Origin of the sequence: Streptomyces puniciscabiei (assembly GCF_006715785.1) — a bacterium.
Taxonomy (GTDB): domain Bacteria; phylum Actinomycetota; class Actinomycetes; order Streptomycetales; family Streptomycetaceae; genus Streptomyces; species Streptomyces puniciscabiei.
The window spans coordinates 3,513,299-3,536,062 of sequence record NZ_VFNX01000001.1; the positions used below are offsets into that span (position 1 = coordinate 3,513,299).

25 protein-coding genes and 1 pseudogene are annotated in these 22,764 nt (G+C 73.2%); 9 read left to right on the plus strand and 17 right to left on the minus strand.

The features are described from left to right. Positions 1–56: 56 nt before the first annotated feature. The 3 genes from FB563_RS16225 to FB563_RS45470 form a co-directional block, all read right to left on the minus strand. Complete coding sequence (locus tag FB563_RS16225) at positions 57–737, minus strand: Uma2 family endonuclease (protein ID WP_234357881.1); 681 nt, start codon at positions 735–737, stop codon at positions 57–59. Positions 738–796: 59 nt separating this feature from the next. After that, positions 797–1,618: a hypothetical protein gene (locus FB563_RS16230; protein WP_055708386.1), complete on the minus strand. Its 822-nt coding sequence runs from the start codon at positions 1,616–1,618 to the stop codon at positions 797–799. A 259-nt stretch (positions 1,619–1,877) separates the two neighbouring features. Continuing rightward, positions 1,878–2,237: a DUF397 domain-containing protein gene (locus tag FB563_RS45470; protein ID WP_159045648.1), complete on the minus strand. Its 360-nt coding sequence runs from the start codon at positions 2,235–2,237 to the stop codon at positions 1,878–1,880. 77 nt (positions 2,238–2,314) lie between these two features. On the opposite strand from FB563_RS45470, the gene FB563_RS16240 reads away from it, so the two are divergent. Next, entirely contained in the window at positions 2,315–3,439 is a 1,125-nt protein-coding gene (locus FB563_RS16240) for an NADH:flavin oxidoreductase (RefSeq protein WP_055710537.1), read from the plus strand. 19 nt (positions 3,440–3,458) lie between these two features. Here FB563_RS16240 and FB563_RS16245 read toward each other — a convergent pair whose 3' ends face one another. Beyond that, the gene (locus FB563_RS16245; protein ID WP_055710536.1) at positions 3,459–4,031 is read right to left on the minus strand and encodes a hypothetical protein; all 573 of its coding nucleotides are present in this window, start codon (positions 4,029–4,031) and stop codon (positions 3,459–3,461) included. 50 nt (positions 4,032–4,081) lie between these two features. On the opposite strand from FB563_RS16245, the gene FB563_RS16250 reads away from it, so the two are divergent. Then, entirely contained in the window at positions 4,082–4,759 is a 678-nt protein-coding gene (locus tag FB563_RS16250; protein WP_142218735.1) for a class I SAM-dependent methyltransferase, read from the plus strand. Positions 4,760–4,775: 16 nt separating this feature from the next. Here the strand turns inward: FB563_RS16250 and FB563_RS16255 are convergent, their stop codons facing one another. From FB563_RS16255 to FB563_RS16270, 4 genes are read right to left on the minus strand one after another with little or no spacing between them, the layout of a single operon-like run. Further along, positions 4,776–5,006, minus strand: a complete 231-nt coding sequence (locus FB563_RS16255) for a hypothetical protein (RefSeq protein WP_055710373.1) — start codon at positions 5,004–5,006, stop codon at positions 4,776–4,778. 31 nt (positions 5,007–5,037) lie between these two features. After that, positions 5,038–6,402 (minus strand): PTS transporter subunit EIIC, encoded by a 1,365-nt coding sequence (locus FB563_RS16260; protein WP_055710376.1) that lies wholly within the window; start codon positions 6,400–6,402, stop codon positions 5,038–5,040. A gap of 16 nt (positions 6,403–6,418) precedes the next feature. Beyond that, positions 6,419–7,342 carry an N-acetylmuramic acid 6-phosphate etherase gene (gene murQ / locus FB563_RS16265; RefSeq protein ID WP_055710372.1) on the minus strand — a complete coding sequence of 308 codons (924 nt, stop codon included), beginning with the start codon at positions 7,340–7,342 and terminating at the stop codon, positions 6,419–6,421. A gap of 45 nt (positions 7,343–7,387) precedes the next feature. Further along, positions 7,388–8,293, minus strand: coding sequence for a MurR/RpiR family transcriptional regulator (locus FB563_RS16270; protein ID WP_055710371.1), 906 nt, complete (start codon positions 8,291–8,293; stop codon positions 7,388–7,390). Positions 8,294–8,349: 56 nt separating this feature from the next. Here FB563_RS16270 and FB563_RS16275 point away from each other — a divergent pair, with 56 nt between their 5' ends. Together FB563_RS16275 and FB563_RS16280 are read left to right on the plus strand one after the other, a co-directional pair. Next, positions 8,350–8,733 carry a hypothetical protein gene (locus FB563_RS16275; RefSeq protein WP_055710375.1) on the plus strand — a complete coding sequence of 128 codons (384 nt, stop codon included), beginning with the start codon at positions 8,350–8,352 and terminating at the stop codon, positions 8,731–8,733. Beyond that, positions 8,730–9,011 (plus strand): DUF4031 domain-containing protein, encoded by a 282-nt coding sequence (locus FB563_RS16280; RefSeq protein ID WP_055710370.1) that lies wholly within the window; start codon positions 8,730–8,732, stop codon positions 9,009–9,011. Before FB563_RS16275 ends, FB563_RS16280 begins: the two co-directional genes overlap by 4 nt. On the opposite strand, the gene FB563_RS16285 is transcribed toward FB563_RS16280, so the two are convergent. Next, complete coding sequence (locus FB563_RS16285) at positions 8,993–10,099, minus strand: GNAT family N-acetyltransferase (protein WP_079049132.1); 1,107 nt, start codon at positions 10,097–10,099, stop codon at positions 8,993–8,995. The genes FB563_RS16280 and FB563_RS16285 overlap by 19 nt on opposite strands. A gap of 27 nt (positions 10,100–10,126) precedes the next feature. Next, positions 10,127–10,771, minus strand: coding sequence for an HD domain-containing protein (locus tag FB563_RS16290; RefSeq protein ID WP_055710368.1), 645 nt, complete (start codon positions 10,769–10,771; stop codon positions 10,127–10,129). 302 nt (positions 10,772–11,073) lie between these two features. Between FB563_RS16290 and FB563_RS16295 the strand changes: the two genes are divergently transcribed. Beyond that, positions 11,074–11,766 carry a copper homeostasis protein CutC gene (locus FB563_RS16295; RefSeq protein WP_142218736.1) on the plus strand — a complete coding sequence of 231 codons (693 nt, stop codon included), beginning with the start codon at positions 11,074–11,076 and terminating at the stop codon, positions 11,764–11,766. A 21-nt stretch (positions 11,767–11,787) separates the two neighbouring features. Here the strand turns inward: FB563_RS16295 and FB563_RS16300 are convergent, their stop codons facing one another. The 4 genes and pseudogenes from FB563_RS16300 to FB563_RS45195 form a co-directional block, all read right to left on the minus strand. Next, positions 11,788–12,438: a hypothetical protein gene (locus FB563_RS16300; protein WP_142218737.1), complete on the minus strand. Its 651-nt coding sequence runs from the start codon at positions 12,436–12,438 to the stop codon at positions 11,788–11,790. A gap of 42 nt (positions 12,439–12,480) precedes the next feature. Next, positions 12,481–14,559 carry a HelD family protein gene (locus FB563_RS16305; RefSeq protein WP_142218738.1) on the minus strand — a complete coding sequence of 693 codons (2,079 nt, stop codon included), beginning with the start codon at positions 14,557–14,559 and terminating at the stop codon, positions 12,481–12,483. Positions 14,560–14,752: 193 nt separating this feature from the next. After that, positions 14,753–15,004, minus strand: coding sequence for an ABC transporter ATP-binding protein (locus FB563_RS45190; RefSeq protein WP_055709973.1), 252 nt, complete (start codon positions 15,002–15,004; stop codon positions 14,753–14,755). 124 nt (positions 15,005–15,128) lie between these two features. Beyond that, positions 15,129–15,290: pseudogene (locus tag FB563_RS45195) on the minus strand (ATP-binding cassette domain-containing protein); the annotation flags it as partial. A gap of 193 nt (positions 15,291–15,483) precedes the next feature. Here FB563_RS45195 and FB563_RS16315 point away from each other — a divergent pair. Next, positions 15,484–15,666 (plus strand): hypothetical protein, encoded by a 183-nt coding sequence (locus tag FB563_RS16315; protein WP_055709976.1) that lies wholly within the window; start codon positions 15,484–15,486, stop codon positions 15,664–15,666. A gap of 60 nt (positions 15,667–15,726) precedes the next feature. On the opposite strand, the gene FB563_RS16320 is transcribed toward FB563_RS16315, so the two are convergent. Continuing rightward, on the minus strand, positions 15,727–17,370 hold the full coding sequence (locus tag FB563_RS16320) for a DNA repair helicase XPB (protein WP_055709975.1): 1,644 nt from the start codon (positions 17,368–17,370) through the stop codon (positions 15,727–15,729). A gap of 65 nt (positions 17,371–17,435) precedes the next feature. Then, positions 17,436–20,006 (minus strand): helicase-associated domain-containing protein, encoded by a 2,571-nt coding sequence (locus FB563_RS16325; protein WP_055709972.1) that lies wholly within the window; start codon positions 20,004–20,006, stop codon positions 17,436–17,438. A gap of 130 nt (positions 20,007–20,136) precedes the next feature. On the opposite strand from FB563_RS16325, the gene FB563_RS16330 reads away from it, so the two are divergent. Together FB563_RS16330 and FB563_RS16335 are read left to right on the plus strand one after the other, a co-directional pair. Continuing rightward, positions 20,137–21,189, plus strand: coding sequence for a hypothetical protein (locus FB563_RS16330; protein ID WP_142218739.1), 1,053 nt, complete (start codon positions 20,137–20,139; stop codon positions 21,187–21,189). A gap of 40 nt (positions 21,190–21,229) precedes the next feature. Beyond that, on the plus strand, positions 21,230–21,847 hold the full coding sequence (locus tag FB563_RS16335) for an HAD family hydrolase (RefSeq protein WP_199832937.1): 618 nt from the start codon (positions 21,230–21,232) through the stop codon (positions 21,845–21,847). Here FB563_RS16335 and FB563_RS16340 read toward each other — a convergent pair. After that, the gene (locus FB563_RS16340; protein WP_055708595.1) at positions 21,823–22,074 is read right to left on the minus strand and encodes a hypothetical protein; all 252 of its coding nucleotides are present in this window, start codon (positions 22,072–22,074) and stop codon (positions 21,823–21,825) included. The two genes, FB563_RS16335 and FB563_RS16340, sit on opposite strands and share 25 nt — an antisense overlap. Positions 22,075–22,263: 189 nt before the next feature. Between FB563_RS16340 and FB563_RS44915 the strand changes: the two genes are divergently transcribed. Further along, entirely contained in the window at positions 22,264–22,647 is a 384-nt protein-coding gene (locus FB563_RS44915) for a cold-shock protein (protein ID WP_055708594.1), read from the plus strand. The last annotated feature ends 117 nt before the right edge of the window (positions 22,648–22,764 follow it).

The window sequence follows — 22,764 nt, forward strand, 5'->3', positions numbered from 1 at the left end:
GGTGCTTCCAGCTTCCGGCTGGGAGTGCCGCCCTCGGGCGTTTTCGGGTTCCGGGCTCAGTCGGCGTAGTCCTTGAGGTCCTCCGTGTTCAGGGTGATGCCGACCGGAGGCGGCAGTTCGACGGTCGCCCCCCAGGGGCGGGTGGAGCACTGGAGGTAACGCCCCTCCTTCGGCTCGCTGTACACGCTGACGGTGGCGCTGTCGCGGTCGATGAGCAGATAGACGGGGATCCCGGCCGCCGCGTAGCCCACGGGCTTGTCGATGCGGTCGCGCTGGTCGGTGTCGCGGTCGTGGGAGGTGATCTCCACGGCCATGAGCGCGCCGTCGGTGTCGGACCAGTTTCCGTGGCCCTTGAAGTGGCCCACGGGAGCGAGGAAGCCGTCGGTGATGGCGCGGCCCTTCCGGTAGGCCTCGGCCTTGACGCCCCTCTCGGGCATGAGGTTCAGCTCGGGGCGCTGCTGCATGCACTGACGTAGCAGCCACATGAAGATCTCGCCGTGGTTGCCATCCGGCATGGCCTTGACGACTACCTTTCCGTTGACGTACTCAAGCCGCACGGTTTCGGGGGCGGCCGCGGCCAGTTCCTCGAACTCCTCCACGTCGAGCGGCCCGTGCCGGATGCACAGCCTTCCGCCCAGGAACTCGAGCCGGTACCGCAGCTCCCTGGGGGCCCTGCGGACGAGTTCCTCGAAGTCCTCGACGGACATCTGCGGGCGTTCTTCGGTGTCAGGGGTCATGGCGTCGCCTCCTCCCCTCCATCGTGCCCCTAGGTGGTCATGTCGGACCGTGGAAGCCGTCATACGGGTGTCCTTTCCTCTCGTTTGAGAGCCATCGCAGCGCGGATCCCCGCTGCTCGGGACTGGATCGCCGAGGGAGCCAGGGGCGCGTTGGAGCGTGTAGGTGCGCGCCCGTCTCGGCAGCCCGCACACACGCCCCCCGGCAGCGCCTCCGGCCGCCCCGGCAGCCCGCATTCCGCGCACTCCAGCAGCCGCCGGGGCGCCGGACGGGGGACCGGTTCCGGCGGCAGCTTGTCGATGAGGCGGCGGCGGACCAGCGCGGCCGGATGGTGGACGGGCGAGGGGAGCCCGTCGGTCAGGGCACGCAGTACGGCCTCGTCGGTCGCCCCGCGCGCGAACCACTCCGTGAGCAGCGGCGCGAGTACGGCGCAGTCGGCGGCGGACAGCGACAGCACGGGTGCCGTACGGCCCAGGGCGGCGAGCAGGATGTGGGCACGGGACCGGGTGGGGCGGGGCGACGGCTCGGTCGGCTCCTCCGGTACGTCGCCGCGCGAGAACGCCGCCCACCAGGCGTCGTCGCGCGCGGTACGGGACCACCACGATCGGGTGATCCACCGCGTGCCGCCGGAATCCGTCTCCAGCCGCTCCCGGCCGCGCCGCAAGTGCCCCGCCGCCTGAAGGCGGTTGAGGATGGTCCGCAGCGCGCACTGGCCGTACGGGAGCTGCTTGGCCAGCGTTTTCACCGAGATGTCGGCGCCTTCGGGGAGGCGGTCGAGGTACCCGGCGACGGCCGCCTCACGGGGCGGGAGATGCGAGAAGTCGTGGTGGGTGCGCGGGCATTGGTCCGGCACGGAGCGCTTGCCGTAGCCCGGATTGGCCATCGGGTGCGGGGTCGCGTGCGGGGTCGCGTGCGCGGGCAGGGAGGCAGGGCTAAAGTGGGTGTCAGCCACGGGATCGCCTACTCCGATCTCGTCGGTCAAGCCCCCGCAGGTGTTGGTAGCACCTGACGGGGGCTGTTCGTTATGCGGGCACGCTAGAGCCTTGTGACCGTGCGTGGCAAGTCGAGCGCGTTGCGTCAACTCGCGGGGTGGGTGGGTGGGTTGGGCCCTCCACCTGTTCCTTGGAAAGAGGTCTCGAACCTCAGGGCTTGAGCCCCGAGACGAACGCTGACCAGGCCTCGGCCGGGAACGCCAGCTTCGGGCCGTCGGGGTTGCGCTGCAATGTCAAGGTGGCCTCGCGGCCGGCGGCCGCGCTGAACCGTGCGTGCGAGTACGCCGTCGACGCGCGCAGGGGCGGGCCGGTGAGGTGATGGGGCGCGTGGGCGGCCGGGTGCAGCTGCGTCCCCTCGGCGGCGGGCGGGAGTGGGACTGTCCGCCGGGGTCGGTCGAGCCGGCGCCGCCGGACGCCGTGCTGCGGGAGCGGGTGCGGCAGTTGAACCGGGCCAGTGTGAGTGGCGTCACGTGAAGGCTTCGGCGGGAGCGGGAATGTGGGCCGGCGCACAGCCCGTTACTTCAGAAGCTGCAACAATGCGTGCACACATACCGCCCGGTCAGCAGAGTTATTCACCAGGAGCCCCCGTGACCGTCACGACCCCCGCCTCCCGCGCGGCCCAGATCCTGTCCCGCCCGATCGCGCTCAACGGTCTCACGGTTCCCAACCGGATCGTGATGGCGCCGATGACCCGCATGTTCTCCCCGGGCGGCGTCCCCGGCGAGGACGTGCGCTCGTACTACGCCCGCCGCGCCGCCGCCGGCGTCGGCCTCATCGTCACCGAGGGCACGTACGTGGGCCACGAGTCGGCGGGGCAGAGCGACCGGGTGCCGAGGTTCCACGGGGAGGAGCAGCTCGCGGGCTGGGCGAAGGTCGCCGAGGACGTGCACGCGGCGGGCGGCACCATCGTCCCGCAGCTGTGGCATATCGGCATGGTTCGCAAGGACGGCGACGCGCCGTACCCGGACGCCCCCGCGATGGGCCCGTCCGGCCTGGTCACGGCCGGTGCCGAGCCCACCGGCAAGGCGATGACCCAGAAGGACCTGGACGACGTCGTCGCCGCGTTCGCCCAGGCGGCCGCCGACGCCGAGCGCATCGGCTTCGACGGCGTGGAGATCCACGGCGCCCACGGCTACCTCGTCGACCAGTTCCTGTGGGAGGGCACCAACCGCCGTACCGACGCCTACGGCGGCGACCCGGTGTCCCGCACCCGGTTCGCCGCGGAGATCGTCGCCGCGGTCCGTGAGCAGGTCTCGGCCGACTTCCCGGTCATCTTCCGCTACTCGCAGTGGAAGCAGCAGGACTACACCGCCCGGCTCGCCGAGACGCCCGAGGAGCTGGAGGCGATCCTCACCCCGCTGGCGGCGGCCGGCGTCGATGTCTTCCACGCCTCCACCCGCCGCTACTGGCTGCCGGAGTTCGACGGCTCGGACCTGAACCTGGCCGGCTGGACCAAGAAGCTCACCGGCAAGCAGGTCATCAGCGTCGGCTCGGTCGGCCTCGACGGCGAGTTCCTGGGCGCCTTCCAGGGCCAGGGCTCCGAGGTCAAGGGCATCGACAACCTCCTCGACCGCCTGGAGTCCGACGAGTTCGACATGGTCGCCGTCGGCCGCGCGCTGCTCCAGGACCCTCAGTGGGCGGCCAAGGTGCTCTCCGACCGCTTCGACGAGCTGAAGCCGTACGACGCCGCGTCCCTGAAGACGCTCAGCTGAACCGGCCCCGCGGGGGTGCCTACAGCGGGCCGTTCAGCGGCTCGATGTCGACGCGCACGGGGGTGCCCCACACCCGCAGCACCTCGTAGTCGGTGAACTCGTGCACGAGCCGGTAGGCCATGGCGGGCCGGGACCCGCGCCGCTGGGCGCTGAGATAGGCCTCGGCCTCCTGCCGGTCGCGCCGCGGGGTCCCGCACAGTTGCCACTCCTGCCCGTTCCAGGCCTCCGGCAGCCAGCGCTGCTGGGGCTGGGGCCGGTCACCGCGCACCCCGTACCGGGAGGGCGCGGTGGCCACGGGCTCGGCGGCGGCCGGCCGGCCCTGGAACTCCGAGCGGCGGGCCGCCCGGCGCCGGGTCTCGCAGAGCAGACACAGATCGGGCGCGCTCTCGTCCACGGGACCCTGGGGGTGCTCGGGGCAGCGGGTGCTGGGCGCGCTGCTCCCGGTGCTCTCGTCCACCAGGTCGAGTGCCCGGCGCAGATCCGCCTTGATCTCATGCAGCCGGGCGTCCGGGGTGTCGGCGGTCAGGGCCTCCCCGTGCTCCCCGAGCACCCTCAGGGCCCTTCCCAGGGCGGCGAGCTGGGCGTGGTTCATGGTCCCCAAGGGTACGAGGGCGGGGAGGGTGAACCGGAGCGTCGTAGGGTGTGCGGGTGTTGCCGAGTCGAGTGGTCGACGCCCTCCAGCGGTTCAATGCCGCCCATCCCTGGGATCACAACGCGCACTACCACCCCTGGTTGCTACGGCAGTTGCCCCGGCGGTTCGGCAGGGCCCTGGACGTGGGCTGCGGGAGCGGGGACCTGGTGCGGTTGCTGGCCGGGCGGGGGGAGCGGGTCCAGGGGGTCGACTCGGATCCGGGGATTCTTCGGCGGGCCCGGGAGCTGACCGGGTCCGCCGCGCCCGTCGGTTACCTTCTCGCCGAAGCCCCGGAGGGCGTCCCCGGCGGGCCGTACGACGTCATCACCTGCGTCGCCGTGCTTCACCATCTGCCCTTCGCCGGGACTCTCGACCGGCTCAAGAGGGAGCTGGCTCCCGGGGGAACCCTGGTCGTCGTCGGCTGTGCGCGGGCCGCCGGTCCGCTCGATCACCTGCTCGGGCTCGTCGCCGTACCGCTCAACGCGCTGACGGGATGGGTGAAGAACCGCGGGCGGGTGGCCTCGCAGCGGCCCGTCTCCATGACCGCGCCGGTCCGTGAGCCCGAGATGACCTTCGAGGAGATCGCCCGGGAGGCGCGCCGGCTGCTCCCCGGAGCCCGGCTCCGGAGGCGGCTGTTCTGGCGGTACACCCTTGTCTGGCGCGCCCCTGGCGGTCCGGCAGGCCACTGAGGGCCCGCGTCGGTGGTCAGCCGGCGATGCGGTCGAGGGCGCTCTGCGCCCCGCAGGCGGGGGCGGCGGCGAGGGCGCCGGCCGCCAGCGACAGCGGTGAGACCGGACTGAACGCGGGCAGCAGGGCGAGGTTCTCGACACACCTCGCGGCATCGGTGTCGGAGAGGCGGGTGTCGGCGTGGGCGGGGGCGGCCAGGGCCGCGGCGGAGGCCGTGAGGACGGCGGTGACCAGGAGCTTCTTCATCATGCCCGGGGCAACGACGTGCCCCGGCCCGGCGTCACGCCGGTGCCGCCACACGGGGGCCGCGGGGGAAGCCGAACAGGTACGTCGCCGTGAAGCCGACCACGTAACCGGTGAGCAGACCGCCCGCGTAGACCGCCGCCGCCGTCCCCACCCCCCTGTTCCCCGTCAGCAGCGGGAAAAGGGCCCAGCCGGAGGGGCCGATCGCCGTCGCGCCCACCTTGGTGCCGAGCATCGCGAAGAAGCCGACGAACGCCCCGCCCGCCGCCCCGCCCGCGCAGGCGGTCAGGAACGGCCGGCCCAGCGGCAGGGACACCCCGTAGATCAGCGGCTCGCCCACGCCCAGCAGGCCCGCCGGGAGCGCCGAGCGGATCGTCGTACGCAACGCCGTGTCGTGCCGCAGGCGGACGTACACCGCCAGCGCCGCGCCCACCTGGCCCGCGCCCGCCATGGCCAGCAGGGGGAGCAGGACGGTGTAGCCCTGCTGCTCGATGAGGGTGGTGTGGATGGGGATGAGGGCCTGGTGCAGGCCCACCATGACCAGGGGCAGGAAGAGGCCCCCGAGGAGCAGGCCGGCGACCGCGCCGGCGGTGGCCAGCAGCCAGTTCGCCGCTGTGCCGATCGCGGTCGCCACCGCACCGGCCGCGTACATCAGGCCGTACAGCGTCACCAAGCCCGGGACGAGGACGGTGACCGTGGGCGTGAGAAGGACGTCGAGCGCGCCCGGCACCCGGCCCCGGACCCACTTCTCCACGCGGGTCGCCAGCAGCGCCGCCGCGAGCGCGCCGAGCACTCCGCCCTGGCCGGGGGCGAGGTGGGTCCCGAACACGGTCACCTTCGCGACGCCGGGGTGGACGACCACGGCCGCGACCGCGCCGCCCAGTACGGGTGTCCCGCCGAACTCCTTCGCCGTGTTGTGGCCGACGAACACCGCGATCAGCGCCAGGAAGGCGGAGGCGATGGCGGTCAGGGCCGGGGTGAGGGCCGGGAGCCGGCCGGTGTTCAGCAGCAGGCCGTTGACGCCGGACAGGATGCCGCAGCCGATCAGGGCGGGGATGAGCGGGACGAAGACGTTCGCCACCCGGCGCAGGGAGGCCTTGAGGGCCGTACGCTCCGCCGGTGCGGCGGCGGAGGGCACGGGGCGCCCGGCGTCGACCCGTGCCGCCACCTCCGCGGTGACCTCGTCGACCACCCCGGGCCCGAGCACGATCTGCCAGGTGGGTCCGTCGGAGACCACCCCCAGCACACCGGGCAGGGCCCGCAGTTCCTCCTCGTCGGCCGATGCCGGGTCGGTGAGGGTCAGCCGGAGGCGGGTCATGCAGTGGGCCGCGGAGGTGACGTTGGCCGGGCCGCCGACCCGGTGGAGGATGGCGGTCGCGGTGGAGGCGGGGTCGTTGCGCACGCCCCGAGCGTGCGGGTCAGCCGGCCGCGTGCGCCAGCGCGGCACGCAGATGTCCGCCGGACTCCTCCAGAAGGCGGGCGGCCGTCGGGCCGTCGACGCCGGCGAGGAGGGCGAGGATCGCGTTCTTCACCTCGCCGCCGGACTCGGTGAGGGCCTTCTCGATCTCCGCGTCGGAGGCGCCGGTGGCCAGGGACACGATCCGCCGGGAGCGGGCCCGGAGCTTGTCGTTGGACGCCCGCACGTCGACCATCAGGTTCCCGTAGGTCTTGCCGAGCCGGATCATCGTGATGGTCGAGAGCATGTTGAGGACCAGCTTCTGGGCCGTGCCCGCCTTCAGACGGGTGGAGCCGGTGATCAGCTCGGGGCCCACGACGACCTCGATGCCGTGCTCGGCGGCGGCCGCGAGCGCGCTGTGCTCGTTGCAGGCCAGGCCGACGGTCAGCGCGCCCAGGGCGCGGGCGTGTTCGACGGCGCCGATCGCGTAGGGGGTGCGCCCGGAGGCGGAGACGCCGACGACGGTGTCGTCGGGGACGAGCCCCAGCGCGTCCAGGTCCCGGCGGGCCAGCTCCCCGGAGTCCTCGGCGCCCTCGACGGAGGTCACCATCGCCTCCGGGCCGCCCGCGATCAGGCCGACGACCTGCGCCGGGTCGGTGTTGAAGGTGGGCGGGCACTCGGAGGCGTCCAGCACGCCGAGCCGGCCCGCGGTGCCGGCACCGGCGTAGACCAGCCGTCCGCCGCGCGCCATGCGCTCGGCCACGGCGTCGATGGCGGCGGCGATCCGGGGCAACTGCTTCGCCACGGCGGCGGGCACGCCCGCGTCCTCACCGTTCATCAGGCGGGCGATGTCGAGGGTGGGCAGGCGGTCGATGTCGGCGAGCTCGGGGCGGAAGGCTTCGGTGGTCAGGGAAGCCAACTGATGACGCAGGTCGTGCGAGGTCATGGGGGGTGGCTCTCTCCAGTGCGGGGGTGTGCGATTCCCTGCGGTCTAGCGCGAAGAACTCCGGTGCCGGTGCGCCAGCGCCTCGTACGACGCGGCCAGCGCGGGCGCCGCCGTCTCGTAGGTCCGCTGGGCCACTCCCACGAACAGGCAGTCCACCACGAGCAGTTGACTCGTCCGCGAGGACATCGCGGCCGGTCGCAGCTCGCTCTCCCGTGAGGTGGACGTGGTCAGTACGTGGTCGGCGTACTGGGTGACCGGCGAGTCCGGCCGGCCGGTGATGGCCACGGTCGTGGCCCCGTGCTCGAAGGCGACCCGCAGCGGCTCGATGACGTCCCCCGTCGAGCCGGAGTGGGTGATGGCGATCGCCACGTCACCCGAACGGAGCTGCACCGCGTTGGTCACGGCGAGGTGCGGATCGCTGTGGGCGTGGGCTATCAGGCCTATGCGCAGGAGCTTCTGGGTGAGGTCCTGGGCGACGAGACCGGAGGCCCCTATGCCGTACACATCGGTGCGCCGGGCGGTGGCCAGGGCACTCACGGCCGCGCCGAGCTGGGCGGTGTCGAGCCCGGCGGCCGTGTCGGCGAGGGTCTGCTGCTCCTCGTAGGCGAGCTTGGTGACGACGTCGGCGATGGGGTCGTCCACCGCGATGTCGGTCGTGATCGCGGGCGCCCGGCCCGACTGCGCTTGCGCGGCGAGGCCCGCGAGGGCCAGGCGCAGGTCCCGGTAACCCGGGTAGCCGAGGATGCGGGCGGTGCGGACGACCGTGGCCTCGCTGGTGCCGGTGAGTTCGGCGAGGCCGGTGACCGTCAGGGCGGCGCAGCCGGCCGGGTCGCTCGCGACGGCCTCCGCGACGCGCTGCATGGAGCGGGTCATGGAGGGGGCGAGGGTGCGCACCTTGGCGGCGAGGGACCCGCCCGGGCTGCCGAAACTTTCCTTCACGTCCTGGGTCACACATGAAAGATATTTTCGGTTCGGCGTCGGGGTCAAGAGTGCGCACAATGGGTGCCATGGAGCCCATCAGTCCCCTTGAGCAGGCCCTGCACGCCGCCCGGGCCCTCGTGCTCGCCGATCTGATCGCGGGTGAGGTCGCGGAGGCGGACGTGGTCTCGCTCGTCGAGGACTCCGTCGCCGAGCGCCGCTGGTGGGTCGAACAGTGGCCGGACGGCGCCTCCTATGTCGCCGGGCTGATCGCCCAGGACGTACAGGACGCGCTGCTCGACCGGTACGGCCGCTGGCCCCTGTGCCCGGTCTGCGGCTCCGGGGACCCGCACGCCCTGGACGTGGAGCCCGAACTGGGCCCCGACCCGCACTGGGTGTGCCACAAGGCGGGCGTGAAGGTCGCGGCCGTGGGCTCACTGGGCTCCGCCACGGGCGGAACGACCTCCTCGTGACGCTGTACATCGACCCGCCCGCCTGGCCCGGACACGGCCGCATGTGGTCGCACGTGGTCAGCGACGAGTCGTACGACGAACTCCACGCGTTCGCCGAGAGGCTGGGCGTGCCGAGGCGCGCCTTCGAACGCGACCACTACGACCTTCCGTCGCACCGGTACGCGGACGCGGTGGCCGCCGGCGCGGTCGAGGTCAGCAGCCGCGAGGTGGTGCGGCTGCTGCACGCCTCGGGCCTGCGCCGGCGCAAGCGCAAAGGGGCTCAGACCCGGCGGATGTAGAGCTGCAGCCCCTCGTCCATGCCGTGCTCGTCGCGGGCGACGCGCTCCTCCTCCACGGTCGCCCGGGTGAACCCGGCCCGGGACGCCACGTGCTGGGAAGGGACGTTGGCGTGCTCGATGGTCGCGAACACCATCTGGACGTCGTCGCGGGCCAGCGCCCAGTCCGTGAGGGTGCGCAGCGCCTCGGTGGCGTATCCCTGGCCCCGGGCGCCTTCGACGAGGTCGTAGCCGACCTCCACCCAGCCGTGCTCGTCCGGGGCGCCGTGGAAGCCGATGCCGCCGACCGCGCGGCCGTCCTCGTGCCGGACCAGCGCGAAGACCCCGAACTCGGGCCGGTGCCGGCCCGCTTCGTACGCCTTGACCAGGAAGCCGGAAGCCACCCGGGTGCCCTCGTACGGGCCGCCGTCGAGCCAGGTGAAGCCGCCGTCGCCGCCCAGGCGCAGATCGTGGGCGGCGGCCGGGCGGACGCCGGTCAGGGCGACGCGCTCGGCCGGGATGACGAGGTTGTTGTTCCAGCGCCACTCGGTGACCGGGGCGCGGCCGGGCAGCTCGCCGCGGCCGGTGGCCCACAGCAGGGTCGGCCAGGGGGCGGGGCCGGGCTGGACGTGCGGGAAGAGGCAGGCCAGGACGGAGGCGACGAGCTCGGCCGGCGGCTCGTAGGGGATGCCCAGCCCCTCGGCCATGTCATGCGTGTGCAGCAGCACTTCGGCGATGCCCATGGCGGCGAAGCCCTCGGCGTCGGCGCTGCGGAAGGGGTAGGGGTGGAAGGCGCGGACGCCGGGCGGGGCGGTGCGGACGGCGGCGGCGAGCAGGGCGCCCGTCGTCTCGATGACGTGCAGCAGGCCCGCGTTGCCGGTGCCCTCGTCCAGGAAGGACAGCTCGAAGGGGACGTAGGCGTCCTGCGCGCGTCCGGCCAGGTTGCCGGCGTAGGCGATGAGGTCGTCGGCGACGTGGACGGCGGTGGCGTGGCAGTCCCACTCCAGCCGCCCGGCCCGTACGGCCTTCCAGTCCCGGTCCACCGCCGCGCGCAGTGCCGCCGTGGAGCCGGCCACGGCCTTCGTCACATCGTCCCCGTTTATCGGTCGCATGGGGCGAACCCTAGGGGGCCGCGTTCCTCAGGTCGAAAGCATTTCCAGTTCGGAGGCGAGGTTGTAGCGGGCGGTGGACTCCCAGTGCTGCTGGCCGTAGGGGGTGTGGAACAGCCTCGGCAGATCCAGGAGTTGGCGCAGAATGGCCGAACGGCCCGCCCTGAAGGCGTCGTTCGGCACGAAGTGGTACTCCTCGCGCACCTCGGCGGTGTAGACGGCGTACGCCGACGGGGGCGCGGCCAGGATCGCGAGGTCGGCGTCGCACAGCACCTGGCCGTCGCGGTCGTCGTCGGCCGGGTCGTGTGTGACGGTGAGCCGGACCAGGCGGGCCACCTCGGCGGTCTTGGCGTCCGGCACACCGGCCTCCGGCAGGGCGCGCTCGGCGAGCCGCGCCGACCGCTCCTCGTTCTCGGACCGCTCCGGGAGGTACACGGCGTCGTGGAACCAGGCGGCCAGGCGTACGACGTCCGGGTCGGCGGCGTACTCCTCGAGTGCGTCGACGTGGTCGAGGACCGCGGTGAGGTGGGCCACCGTGTGGTACCGGCGCTGCGGCTCCTGCCAGCGGGCGAGCAGGTTGTCGGCGTACGGCGCGGGATCGGGACCGCCGCCGGGGGCACGGGCGGCTTCCAGCGCAGCGGCGAAACGGAGGCGCAGGGCATCGAGGTCGGCCATGGGCCCATTCTTCCGCGCCGCGCGCCGTCGTCCGAGGTAGGTCTCGCCCGACGGTGGTGCGGCGCCCCGAAGGGGCGCGGGGCTGTATCGATGTGCGGCTCCGCCGCGTGACCAGCCGCGACCGGCCCGCAGCCGGGAGGCGGCCGCAAGCGCCACGGCGGCACTCCGGCCCGGGGGCGGGCAGGAGCCGGCCGGGGCGCGGGAGGGGGGAACTCGACGTCTTCGGGTGAAGGGCACCCCCGCACGGGCGTAGTCTTGGAATTGGACTAGACCTGTAGCGGCCGACGGACGATTGGGGTGCCATGAGCAAGCGTGCAGTCCTGGAGGTGATCGCCCTCGACGTCGAGGACGCGGTCGCCGCCCAGGCCGGAGGCGCGGACCGCCTGGAGCTGGTCACCGACATGGCGGCCGACGGGCTCAGCCCGGCGCCCGCCACCGTCGCCGGGATCCGGGCCGCCGTCGACATCGACCTGCGCGTGATGCTCCGCCTCGCGGACGGGTTCGCGGCCGGCGACGTGGACCGTCTGGTCCGGGTGGCCGGTGACCTGCGCGAGGCCGGCGCCGACCAGTTCGTCCTCGGCTTCCTCGACGGGGACGGCGCGGTGGACCTGGCCGCCGTCGAGCGGGTGGTCGGCATGCTGGACGGCTGCGCCTGGACGTTCCACCGGGCGATCGACCGCGCCGCGGACCGCGACGCCCTGCGCAAGCAGCTCGCCGACCTGCCCGGCCTGGACACCTACCTCACCGCGGGCTCCGCCGACGGGGTGGACGAGGGCGTGCCGACGCTGGTCGCCGAGGCGCGGCGGCGCGGGCAGCCGGGGTACGAGCAGACGGTGCTCGTCGGCGGCGGGCTGCGGCTGGATCATGTGCGGCCGCTGCGCGACGCCGGGATCGACGCCTTCCACATCGGCGGCGCGGCCCGGCCCTCCGGGTGGGAGGGGCCGGTTTCCGAGGGGGCCGTGCGGGAGTGGCGCAGGGTGCTGGACGGGGCGTAGGACGGGCCCCGTCCAGCGTGGTCACGCGGTCGCGAGGACGACCAGGACGAAGAGGAACGACAGGCAGAAGCCGGTGAGCGGGACCAGGCCGATCATCCCGGCCGGGCGCCGCAGGACCGGGAGGCCCGGGTCCAGGCCGGGGCCGAAGGCGGCCGTCGGCGCCGGGAGCTTCCGGATCCTGGACAGGGTGAAGAGGTTGATCAGCAGCGTGATGGGCGTGATGATCACCGACATCGGACCCCACCAGCCCTGCACCATCGTGTCCGACTGCATCTTCCGGAAGACGGCGAGCGCGCAGGTCTGGCAGAAGGTGCCCTTCCGCCAGAGGTTCCGCATCACGATCAGCATGCCCTGGTGGCCGCGGACCGTCACCCGCGCGGCGGGCCCGGCTCCGCACACGTCGCACCCCGGGCCGGCGGGTGCGGGGGCGGCGGGCGACGGGTGGGCGCCGGGGGCCTGCTGCTGGTACGGGGCGGCCTGGCCGTAGCCGGCGGGCGCCGGCTGGGGCGCGTACGGCGCCGGAGCCTGCTGGTACGGCCCGGGTGCCGGCTGCTGGTACGGACCCGGCTGCGGCGTGTACGGCCCAGGAGCCTGCTGGTACGGGCCCGGCTGCGGCGCGTACGGCCCAGGAGTCTGCGGGTAGCCGGGATGCGGGGACGGCGGTGTGCTCAACGGAGGCCTTTCCAGGGGGACGAGGCGGAACGGAGCAGCACCCTACTCACCGTTGCTCTCAGCCAGTTGCGCAGGCACCGGGGCCGAGTGCGTCACGATCAGGCCCGACACCGCACGCGTCAGCGCCACGTACAGCCGCCGCAGGCCGGTGCGTTCGTCCGGCTCGCCGTCCACCACCGCCTGGGGCTCGTCCAGGACGACGTAGTCGTACTCCAGGCCCTTGGCGAGGGATGCCGGGACCAGGGTGAGGCGGGTCTCGCGGGTGGTCTCCTCGCCGGGGGCGAGGTACGGGATCCCCGCCGCCGTCAGGGCCTCGGCCAGGGCCGGTACGCGGGCGTCGGCGGCGATCAGACCGGTCGAGCCCTCGTTGCCCAGCAACTCCTCGCAGGCGGCGACGACTTCGGACGCGTCCGTGATGGTACGCACCTCGAAGAAGCCGGGGTTCTCCCGGACGGAGGCCACCGGGGTGAGGCCGGGGGCGATGTGGGGGAGGAGGCGGGAGGCGTAGGTGATGACGTCCGTGGGGACGCGGAAACCGGCCGTCAGTTCTTCGATGATCCCGTCCCGCTTGCCGAGGTGGGCCAGCGCCTCCTCCCAGCTGCGGGTCGCCCAGGGGGTCGTACCCTGCGCCAGGTCGCCCAGGACCGTCGCACTGCCCGTGGTGCAGCGGCGGCCGACGGCCCGGTACTGCATGGGGGACAGGTCCTGCGCCTCGTCCAGGACGACGTGACCCAGCGAGTGGGTGCGCTGGATCAGATCGGCCGCCTCGTCGACCAGCACCGCGTCCGCCGCCGACCACTTGGCCGACTTCACACTGCGCACCGGCCCGGCCCACAGGATGGTCTTCTGCTCGTCCTCGTCCAGGACCCCGGCGGCGTGCTCGGCGAGGAAGTCGGCGTCCGTCAGCAGGCGCAGGACCAGCTTCGCCGGGTCCACCTGCGGCCAGATCGCCTTCACCGCCGCCTTCACCGCGCTGTTGCGGGCCACCGCGTCCTGCACCCGGTCGTCCGGCGCCTCGCCCGAGCGCTCCATCTGCACCAGCACCGCGTGCGCGATCCGCTGCGGCAGGGCCTCGCGGGCGGCGCCGTAACGGATGTCCCGCTCCAGCAACTGCCGGACGATCTCCTCCAGTTCGTACGCCGGCACCCGCCAGCGCCGTGAGCCGCGCACCACCACGACGGCATCCGCCGGCATGGTCACGTGGGAGTACAGGGCCCGGCGCAGCACCTCGGCCATCCTGGCGTCACCCTTGATCACGGCCGCGGCCGCGTCGTCCGTGCCGCGCACCTCGACATGGGCGACCAGGTCGTCCACGGTGGCCTGCTGGACGGTCAACTCGCCCAGCGCGGGCAGGACCTGCTCGATGTAGTGCAGGAAGGACCGGTTCGGCCCGATGACCAGCGTGCCGGTGCGGGCCAGGCGCTCCCGGTGCGCGTAGAGGAGGTAGGCGACCCGGTGCAGGCCGACGGCGGTCTTTCCGGTGCCTGGGCCTCCCTGCACGCACACGGTGCCGCCCAGCCCGCTGCGGACGATCTCGTCCTGCTCGGGCTGGATGGTGGCGACGATGTCCCGCATGGGGCCGACACGCGGCCGCTCGATCTCCTGCTGGAGCAGTTTGCTGGTGGCGGCCGCCTCGGCCGGGTCGGAGAGGTGCTCGTCCTCGTACGCGGTCAGGTCGCCGCCGGTGTAGCCGAAGCGGCGGCGCAGCCCGACGTCCATCGGGTCCTTCTTGGAGGCGCGGTAGAACGGCTGCGAGACCGGTGCGCGCCAGTCGATGACCATGGGGTCGCCGCCGGCGTCGTGGACGTGCCGCCGCCCGATGTAGAACCGCTCCCCTTCCGCTCCCTCGGCCCGGTCCGCGCCCGGTGCGTGCAGGTAGTCGAGGCGGCCGAAGAACAGCGGGGTGTCGCTGAGGTCGGCCAGTGCCCTGATCCGCTCGTCGATCTGGCGGGACAGCACCTCGGCGTTGACCCAGTTCGCGGTGACGTCCCGGATGTCCAGCGACTCCACGTCCTCGCGCATGGCGCGCAGCGCGGCACGGGAGGCGGCGAGGTGGGAGCGCTCTCGGGTGAGGGGGTCGGTGTGGGGGTCGTCGAGTGGTTCGTGGGCGGGCGCGGACAAGGGGAGTGCCTCCGGATCTGCTCTTTCATGGCTGGGGCATGACTGAGCCGCCCGGTTTCCGTCCGGGCGGCGGCTCTCCGTGAAGGGAGGCGGGCAAGAGCGGAGATTTTAGAGCAGGCCCTCAGGGGCGGGCCAGCGAATTGTTCACGGGCACGCCCGCCGGCCGGACCATCTGTGCCGCCGCCGGCCGCCGTTACACCGGACTGGTGGTGAGTAGTTCCTCATGACGGCCGCGGGCGGTGACCCGGCCCTGGTCCATCACGACGATCCGGTCCGCGTGCTGAACGGTGGAGAGCCGGTGGGCGATGACGAGGACCGCGCACTCCTCGGTGACGTCCTTCAGGGCCGCGGTGAGCGCGGCTTCGTTGAGGGCGTCGAGGTGGGAGGTGGGTTCGTCGAGGAGAGCCACCTCCTCCAGGCGGGCCGGCTTCAGGGCCCGGTGCACCTCGTCCTCCGTGGCGTCCGGGCGGCCGTAGACGATGTTGTCGCCCGGCCCGGCAGGCGTCGCGACCGGGTTCCGCGGCGGGGCGCCCGTGGAAGCGGAGCCGGCCCGCGTCGGGTTCGTAGAACCGGGCGATCAGCGCGAACACGGTGCTCTTGCCCGCGCCGGAGAGCCCGGCCAGGGCGACCTGCCGGCGTTGCGGCACGGTGAAGGAGACCCCGCGCAGTACCGGCCGCTCGGGCCGGTGGGCGAAATGGACGTCCCGCAGTTCGAGGGCCGGTCTGCACATTCTGTCCGGAACCGGCGCGGGCGGGGGCGGGAGGGTGCACTCCGGTTCCGGCCGTGATTCCGGATGAGGACCCCTAGGGGGCGAGGCCGCCCGGCGTAGGGGGAGCACTCCACCCGGAGGGGTACGCGCGGGCGGAGGAGATTGGCTCTGGAGATTGATGCCGGTCACACCGAGCGAGAGCGACTATGAAGGCATGAGCGCAGCAACCATCTCCCCAGGCCCTGTCCGACCACCGACCGGCGCCACGGCCGTGGACGGCCCGCATCACCACTGGCTCGGCAACGCCCTGCGCGCCCTCAAGGTGTTCGCTCAGGCGGCGTTCGGCGTCGTCATCCTCGGCGAGTACGGCGAGGAGGCGGGCATACGCCGTAAGTGACCGGACAGGGGTCGCGGGCAACGCGCTCCTGCTCGCCGCCCCGAGCCCCTCGCCGTCCGCTCAGCTCTCCGCCAGGAGTTCGTCGGCGTCCATGATCCGGTAGGCGTAGCCCTGTTCGGCCAGGAAGCGCTGGCGGTGGGCGGCGAAGTCCTGGTCGATCGTGTCGCGGGCGACGACCGAGTAGAAGTGCGCCTGGTGGCCGTCGGCCTTGGGGCGCAGGACGCGACCGAGGCGCTGGGCCTCCTCCTGGCGGGAACCGAAGGTGCCGGACACCTGGATGGCGACGGTCGCCTCCGGCAGGTCGATGGAGAAGTTCGCGACCTTCGACACCACCAGCACGCTGATCTCGCCCTCCCGGAAGGCGTCGAAGAGCTTCTCGCGCTGGGCGTTGGAGGTCTCGCCCTTGATGACCGGGGCGTTCAAGTGCTCGCCCAGTTCGTCGAGTTGGTCGATGTACTGGCCGATCACCAGGATCTGCTGGCCGGCGAAACGGCGGACGATCGCCTCCGTCACCCTCCGCTTGGTGTCCGTCGTCGCACAGTAGCGGTACTTCTCCTCCGTCTCGGCCGTCGCGTACGCCAGCCGCTCGGAGTCGGTGAGGTTCACCCGGACCTCGACACAGTCCGCCGGGGCGATATAGCCCTGGGCCTCGATCTCCTTCCACGGCGCGTCGAACCGCTTCGGCCCGATGAGCGAGAACACGTCCGACTCGCGGCCGTCCTCGCGGACCAGGGTGGCCGTGAGACCCAGGCGGCGCCGGGCCTGGAGATCCGCCGTGAACTTGAAGACGGGCGCGGGCAGCAGATGCACCTCGTCGTAGACGATCAGACCCCAGTCCCGGGAGTCGAAGAGTTCCAGGTGCGGGTAGACGCCCTTCCGCCTGGTCGTCAGCACCTGGTAGGTCGCGATGGTGACCGGGCGGATCTCCTTCTTCGTCCCGCTGTACTCGCCGATCTCGTCCTCGGTCAGCGAGGTCCGCTTCACCAGCTCGTGCTTCCACTGCCGGGCCGAGACGGTGTTGGTGACCAGGATCAGGGTCGTGGACTTGGCCTGGGCCATCGACCCGGCGCCGACCAGCGTCTTCCCCGCACCACAGGGGAGCACGACCACACCGCTGCCGCCGTGCCAGAAGTTCTCCACGGCCTGCTTCTGGTACGGCCTGAGCGCCCAGCCGTCCTCCAGCAGCTCGATCGGGTGCGCCTCACCGTCGACGTACCCGGCGAGGTCCTCGGCCGGCCAGCCCAGCTTCAGCAGCACCTGCTTGATCTGCCCGCGCTCCGAGGGGTGCACGGCCACCGTGTCCGGGTCGATCCGGGCGCCGACCAGCGGGGCGATCCGCTTGGACTTCAGCACCTCCTCCAGCACCGGACGGTCGGTGGTGGTCAGCACGAGTCCGTGCGCGGGGTGCTTGCTGAGGGACAGGCGGCCGTAGCGGTCCATCGTCTCGGCGATGTCCACCAGCAGCGCGTGCGGCACCGGATACCGGCTGTACTGCACCAGCGCGTCCACGACCTGCTCGGCGTCGTGCCCGGCCGCGCGCGCGTTCCACAGCCCGAGCGGGGTGACCCGGTAGGTGTGGATGTGCTCCGGCGCCCGCTCCAGCTCGGCGAACGGCGCGATGGCACGCCGGCAGTCGTCGGCCCGCTCGTGGTCGACTTCCAGGAGCAGGGTCTTGTCGGACTGGACGATCAGCGGTCCGTTCACGTGCGGCACACACCCTTTCCACAACGGCCAAACGTCCAGTGTGCCCTAAACACCGGCGATCACCGTCAGTCCTCCGCCAGCTCCGCCACTCCGGTGATCCGGTGCAGCGGGTAGGTGCGCACCTCGTCCGCGGTGTGGTCGTACGCCGTGACGAAGCCGCCCTCCACCTTGACCGGGGCGATGACGCGCTGGCTGGCGGTGCCCTCGGCGTTGACGTAGCCGATCCAGAGGGAGTCGCCGGTCAGGACGGCGGCCTGCATGGTGGCCAGGGTCTCGGCGGAGGAGGTGCGGGGCAGTTCACCGGCCGCGAGCGGGGCCGCAGCACCGGTGGGCTTACGGGGGGTGGTGGCGGCCAGGTCACCCGCCCGGATCGCCCGGATCGCCGCCGCGAGCAGCGTGGCGTCGGGCGGTGGCGGGCCGTCCGGGACCGGCTCGGGGGCGGTGCGCGGCGGGGTGCGGCGGGCGTGGGCGCGGGCGATCAGCACATCGCCCTCGGCGGACTCGGCGGCGGGCGCGTACCCCATGGCGCGCAGGCCCTCGAGCAGCGTGGCCGGGTCGGACTGGGCGGCCAGCACGGTCGGGGCGAGCCGGCGCAGACGCAGGGCGGCGGCGCGCTTGTCGGCCAGGATCTCGTTCAGCACGGCGTCGTCGTCGCAGCGTACGTACGCCGAGGCGGCGCCGACCCGGAGGTGGCCGTGCTTGCGGGCCACGTCGTCGATCAGATACGCGAGCGGCTGCGGTACCGGGGTGCGGGAGTGCTCGGCGAGGAAGGCGTGCAGGTCGGCGGCGGCACGGCCGGCGTCCAGGGCCCGCCGCACCGAGGCCGGGGTGAAGCGGTACACGGTCGCGCCGCCCTTGGACTCGACGTCCGCGAGCACGTCCAGCAGATCGGCGAGGGGGCGCTTGAGCGGCCCCGGCGCCACCGCCGTCAGGTCGGCCTGGAGCAGGACGTGGTCCAGCGGCTCGGGCAGGAGCGGCGCGAGGAGCCGGGCGGCGGCGGCCGTCGCCACGGCCTGCTCGGCGGCGGAGAGCGGGGCCGGGGCGGCGGACGGCCGGTGGTGATGGTGGACGGGGAGCTTGTCGCCGGGGCCGACGGGTTCGGCGGGGCCGGTGGGCTCGGGCGAGCCGGACGCGGCGGGCGGGGTGCCCGCGGCGCCGAGCAGGGCCCGCCCGTGCGCCGACAGCGCGCCGCGCCCGGTGATGCCCAGCAGTTCCGCCTCGGACAGGGTCCAGCGGGCGAGCCGGGAGCGCAGGTCCTCGTCGCCGTCCCGCTGCTGGGCCCCGCGCAGCGGCCGCTCCCAGCGCAGCCGGGCCAGCAGCGACTCGGGGTCGGGGGCCGTGCCCGCCGGGAGCCCGGCCAGCAGCGTCAGCACCCGGTGCCGTACCTCCGGCGCGGCCGAGCGGTCCAGGCCCGGGCCCAGCGCGGCGAGCGTACGGTCCTTGGCGTCCCGCCCGCCGACCAGCCCCGGCGTCCGGGTGGCCGCCAGCCAGGCCTCCGCGAGCCGGGACCAGCGCTCGGCGGCGGGCCGCTCCAGCCACTCGTCGTAGGCGGGCGTGGCCGCGTACCGTTCGTTGGCCTCGCCGTCGGAGGCGATCAGCCCGGCCGCGTACGCCAGCTCCACCCAGAACGCGGCGACCGGCTCGGACACGTCCAGCGCGACGGCGGTCCGCTTCAGGTCACGCACGCTCAGGCCGCCGGCCCGCAGCACGGCCGGGCCGCCCTCGTCCCAGTCCTTCAGCAGCTCCTCGACCGTGGCGAGCGCGGTGTACGCCTGCCCGGCTGCCGTCGCGTCCACCGTCTGCGGACCGTGCGCCGCGGCCGGTTCCACCGCGGGCGGCAGCGGCTCGGGCGCGCGGTGCGCGCGGCCCTCGCGCAGGTGCAGGGCGACCTCACGCGGCAGGACGACCGTGCCCGGTGCGGTCGGCAGCAGCAGGCCGCGGTCGAGCAGCCAGCGCAGATGCGCCGCCGGGTCCGGGGTGACCTGCCCGTACGGCGGCCCCCACACCAGCCGTGCCAGCACCTCGCGGGCGGCCTCCGGGGCCCCGGCCAGCAGCCTGGCCATCTTCTTGCGGTCGTTGAACAGTGCGGTGAGCGCGGTCACGGCGGAGACCGAGTCGTGAGTCGAGGGCAGCCCGGCCGCCGTCACGATCTCCTGGATCCGGCCCGGCGACATGCCCGAGGTGGCCTCCTGCACCGAGGGCCCGAGGCCGGTCGGGGAGGGATGCTGCGGGGAGGGTGCGAGCAGCTCACGGGCGGTCCGCACCAGCCGCAGCCGCTCGTCGTCGCCCCACACCAGCGCCTGTTCGCGCAGGCCGCCGAGGGCGAGCGGCAGCGCGGCGGCGACCGTCTCGTCCCCGGCGTCCCCGGCCATCAGCGCGAGCAGCGTGTCGTACGACGCCGGGTCCGGGGCCACGGCCAGCGCCTCCGCCGTCTGCAGCGCGAACCGGTCCAGCCGCTCCAGCGCGCGCAGCACCGAGGCACGGGTGCCGGCGCGGGTGGCCAGCTGGGTCAGGTCGGTCGGGACGGGTGTGATGAGGTCGGGACGGCTGCGCAGCAGCGCGGCCAGGGAGACGTCGTCCCACGCGCGGAGCGCTTCCGCGAGGGAACGGGGGGCTGGGTGGGCCGCTTGGCTCATCTGACCCACAGTAGCCGGGGTCGGCGGGCGGAGCCCCCAGGGGCGGCAACACCAGCCCCGGGCAACCGAGAAGAAGCGGTACCGTCCTCACGGGGTTTCATCGCCACCGTCACCCCGGAGGGGTTTTCCGTTGGGGATCGAGAGCGACCAGGTCGTCTACGAGTACCTGAGCCGTGTCGGGGACATCGCGCAGCAACGGCAGCTGCCGTCGGCCACGCGGATGCGGCTCGTGTCGGAGCTGCGCAACGAGATCGACCGGCACCGGGCCAGGGCGACGGTCGACAGTCCCGCCGCGGTCCGCCGGATCCTGGACCGGCTGGGCACCCCGGACGAGGTCGTCGAGGCCGCGGGCGGCAGGTCCGGCGTGTCGGGTACGAGCAGTACGACCGGTGCGTCCGGCACCGGCCGGGTCGCGCAGCCGCCGGCCGCCGCCGTGCCCGTACAGCCGGTGCCGGCGGACGGGGACCGGGACAGGAACCGGAACGGGGAACGGCGCAAGGGCCTGCGCCGGGTCGTCCCCCGCCCACGCTCCGCCGCGACCGACGCCGCCACCCCGCGTGACGACGGCCCCTCCCCGCCGCATCTCGCCGGCGCGCACGAACTCGGGGACAGCGCCGTGCAGCCCGACTGGTGGCGGGTGGGCGGCGGTTCCTTCGGTGCCGCCGCCGAGACGGACTCGGTGCCGGGGTTCGTCGGCGGTGTGGAGATTCCGGAGCTGCTGAGGCGGCCGCCGAAGCCGACGGAGCGGAAGGCGGAGCCGGCCGCCGACCCCGCGGCCGAACCGGAAACGAAGACCACCGAGGCCGAGCCCGCGCCGCGCCGCCGCCTCGTCCCCCGCCCCGCCGCCGGCTGGACCAACCCGCTCCTGCTGCTGGCGGCCGCCGCGCTGGTCGCCGGTGCGGTGCTCGGGAACTGGTTCGCCCTGATCCTCGGCTGGGTGATCGCCTACGGCTCGCGGCGGCTGACCCCCGCGGAGACCAAGTGGGCGGTCATGGTGCTGCCGGGTACGGCGGTCGCCGGCGGGCTGGTGTGGCTGTGGGGAAGGGTCAACGGCCGCTGGGGCGCCCCGATCGCGCAGGGGCACATGAACGACGCGATCGCCGGGACGTGGCCGTGGGTGGTCAGGGCGGCGGCGGTGGCTTCGGCGCTGTTCCTGGTGTGGCGGTCACAGAGGCGAAGGTGAGCCCGCCGGTCACCCCCACGCCACTGACACAATGCCCCATATGACATTCACCGTCGGATTCGACCTCGACATGACCCTGATCGACTCCCGGCCCGGTATCCACGCCTGCTACCTGGCGCTGGCCGAGCGGACCGGGACGTTCATCGATGCCGACCTGGCGGTGACCCGGCTGGGCCCACCCCTCGTCGAGGAACTGATCAACTGGTTCCCCGAGGAGCAGGTGCCCGCGATGGCCACCCTGTACCGGGAGATGTACCCGGCGATCGCCATTGCCGCGACGCCCGCCATGGAGGGCGCCCGGGAGGCGATAGCCGCGGTGCGGGCGGCCGGTGGACGGACGATGGTGGTCACGGCGAAGTACGAGCCCAACGCCAAGCTGCACCTGAGCCACCTCGGCATCGAGCCGGACGTCGTCGTGGGCGACCTGTGGGCCGAGCAGAAGGCTCAGGCGCTGCGCGAGTACCGGGCCGGTGTGTACGTCGGCGATCACGTCGGGGACGTGCGCGGGGCCCGTACGGCGGGAGCGCTGTCGGTCGCCGTGGCGACCGGACCCTGCCCCGCCGGAGAACTGCACGCCGCCGGGGCGGACGTCGTCCTCGCGGACCTGTCCGCCTTCCCGGCGTGGCTGGCCGCCTACCGTGCGGCGCCGCGCGCCTGACGGCGGCCGGCGGCGATCGACCGCAGGACGCCCGCGCCGGCCACGAGGAAACCGACGGCCATGAGCATGCTCAGTCCGAACATGTACGTCGGAAAAGGCTTTGCGCCGAGGAAGAGCGGGGCCATCGTGACCAGAGTGGCCACGGCCCCGATGAAGAAGACGATCGCACCGGCGCGGATCAGCCGGTCACCGGGCGCGGCGGAATTCGTTTGGGTTTTGTCACGCACCGGACCAGGGTAGTTCCCAGCGCGAGAGAACAACCGGGGGACGTCTTGTCACCCGCCCCGAGACCATTACGCTTGGTAGCGGCGGGTCACGGTCGACCCGCTCTAGTGCTATCAAGAGCACTTTCGATGCAGTAGAAGCGCTAGCAGCAGTGGCAGTTTCCCCAACTAGCACGAGGACGAGGACAGACGGTGCCGACCGGGCGAGTCAAATGGTTCAACAGCGAGAAGGGCTTCGGCTTTCTCTCCCGCGACGACGGCGGTGACGTCTTCGTCCATTCCTCGGTTCTCCCCGCCGGAGTCGACGCGCTCAAGCCGGGACAGCGCGTGGAGTTCGGCGTCGTCGCCGGTCAGCGCGGTGACCAGGCGCTGTCGGTGACCGTGCTGGAGCCGACGCCGTCGGTGGCCGCGGCCCAGCGCAAGAAGCCGGACGAGCTGGCCTCCATCGTGCAGGACCTGACGACCCTTCTCGAGAACATCACGCCGATGCTCGAGAAGGGCCGGTACCCGGACAAGGCCTCCGGCAAGAAGATCGCCGGCCTGCTGCGAGCGGTCGCCGACCAGCTGGACGTGTAGCGAGCCGAGAAAAGGACCCGTCAGGGGAACGCGAGCACATCGCGGCCGAGGGGCGGCACCAGCCCCTCGGCCGCCGCACGTGTGAGCAGGCCGCGGATCGCCGCGGTGCTTTTGTCT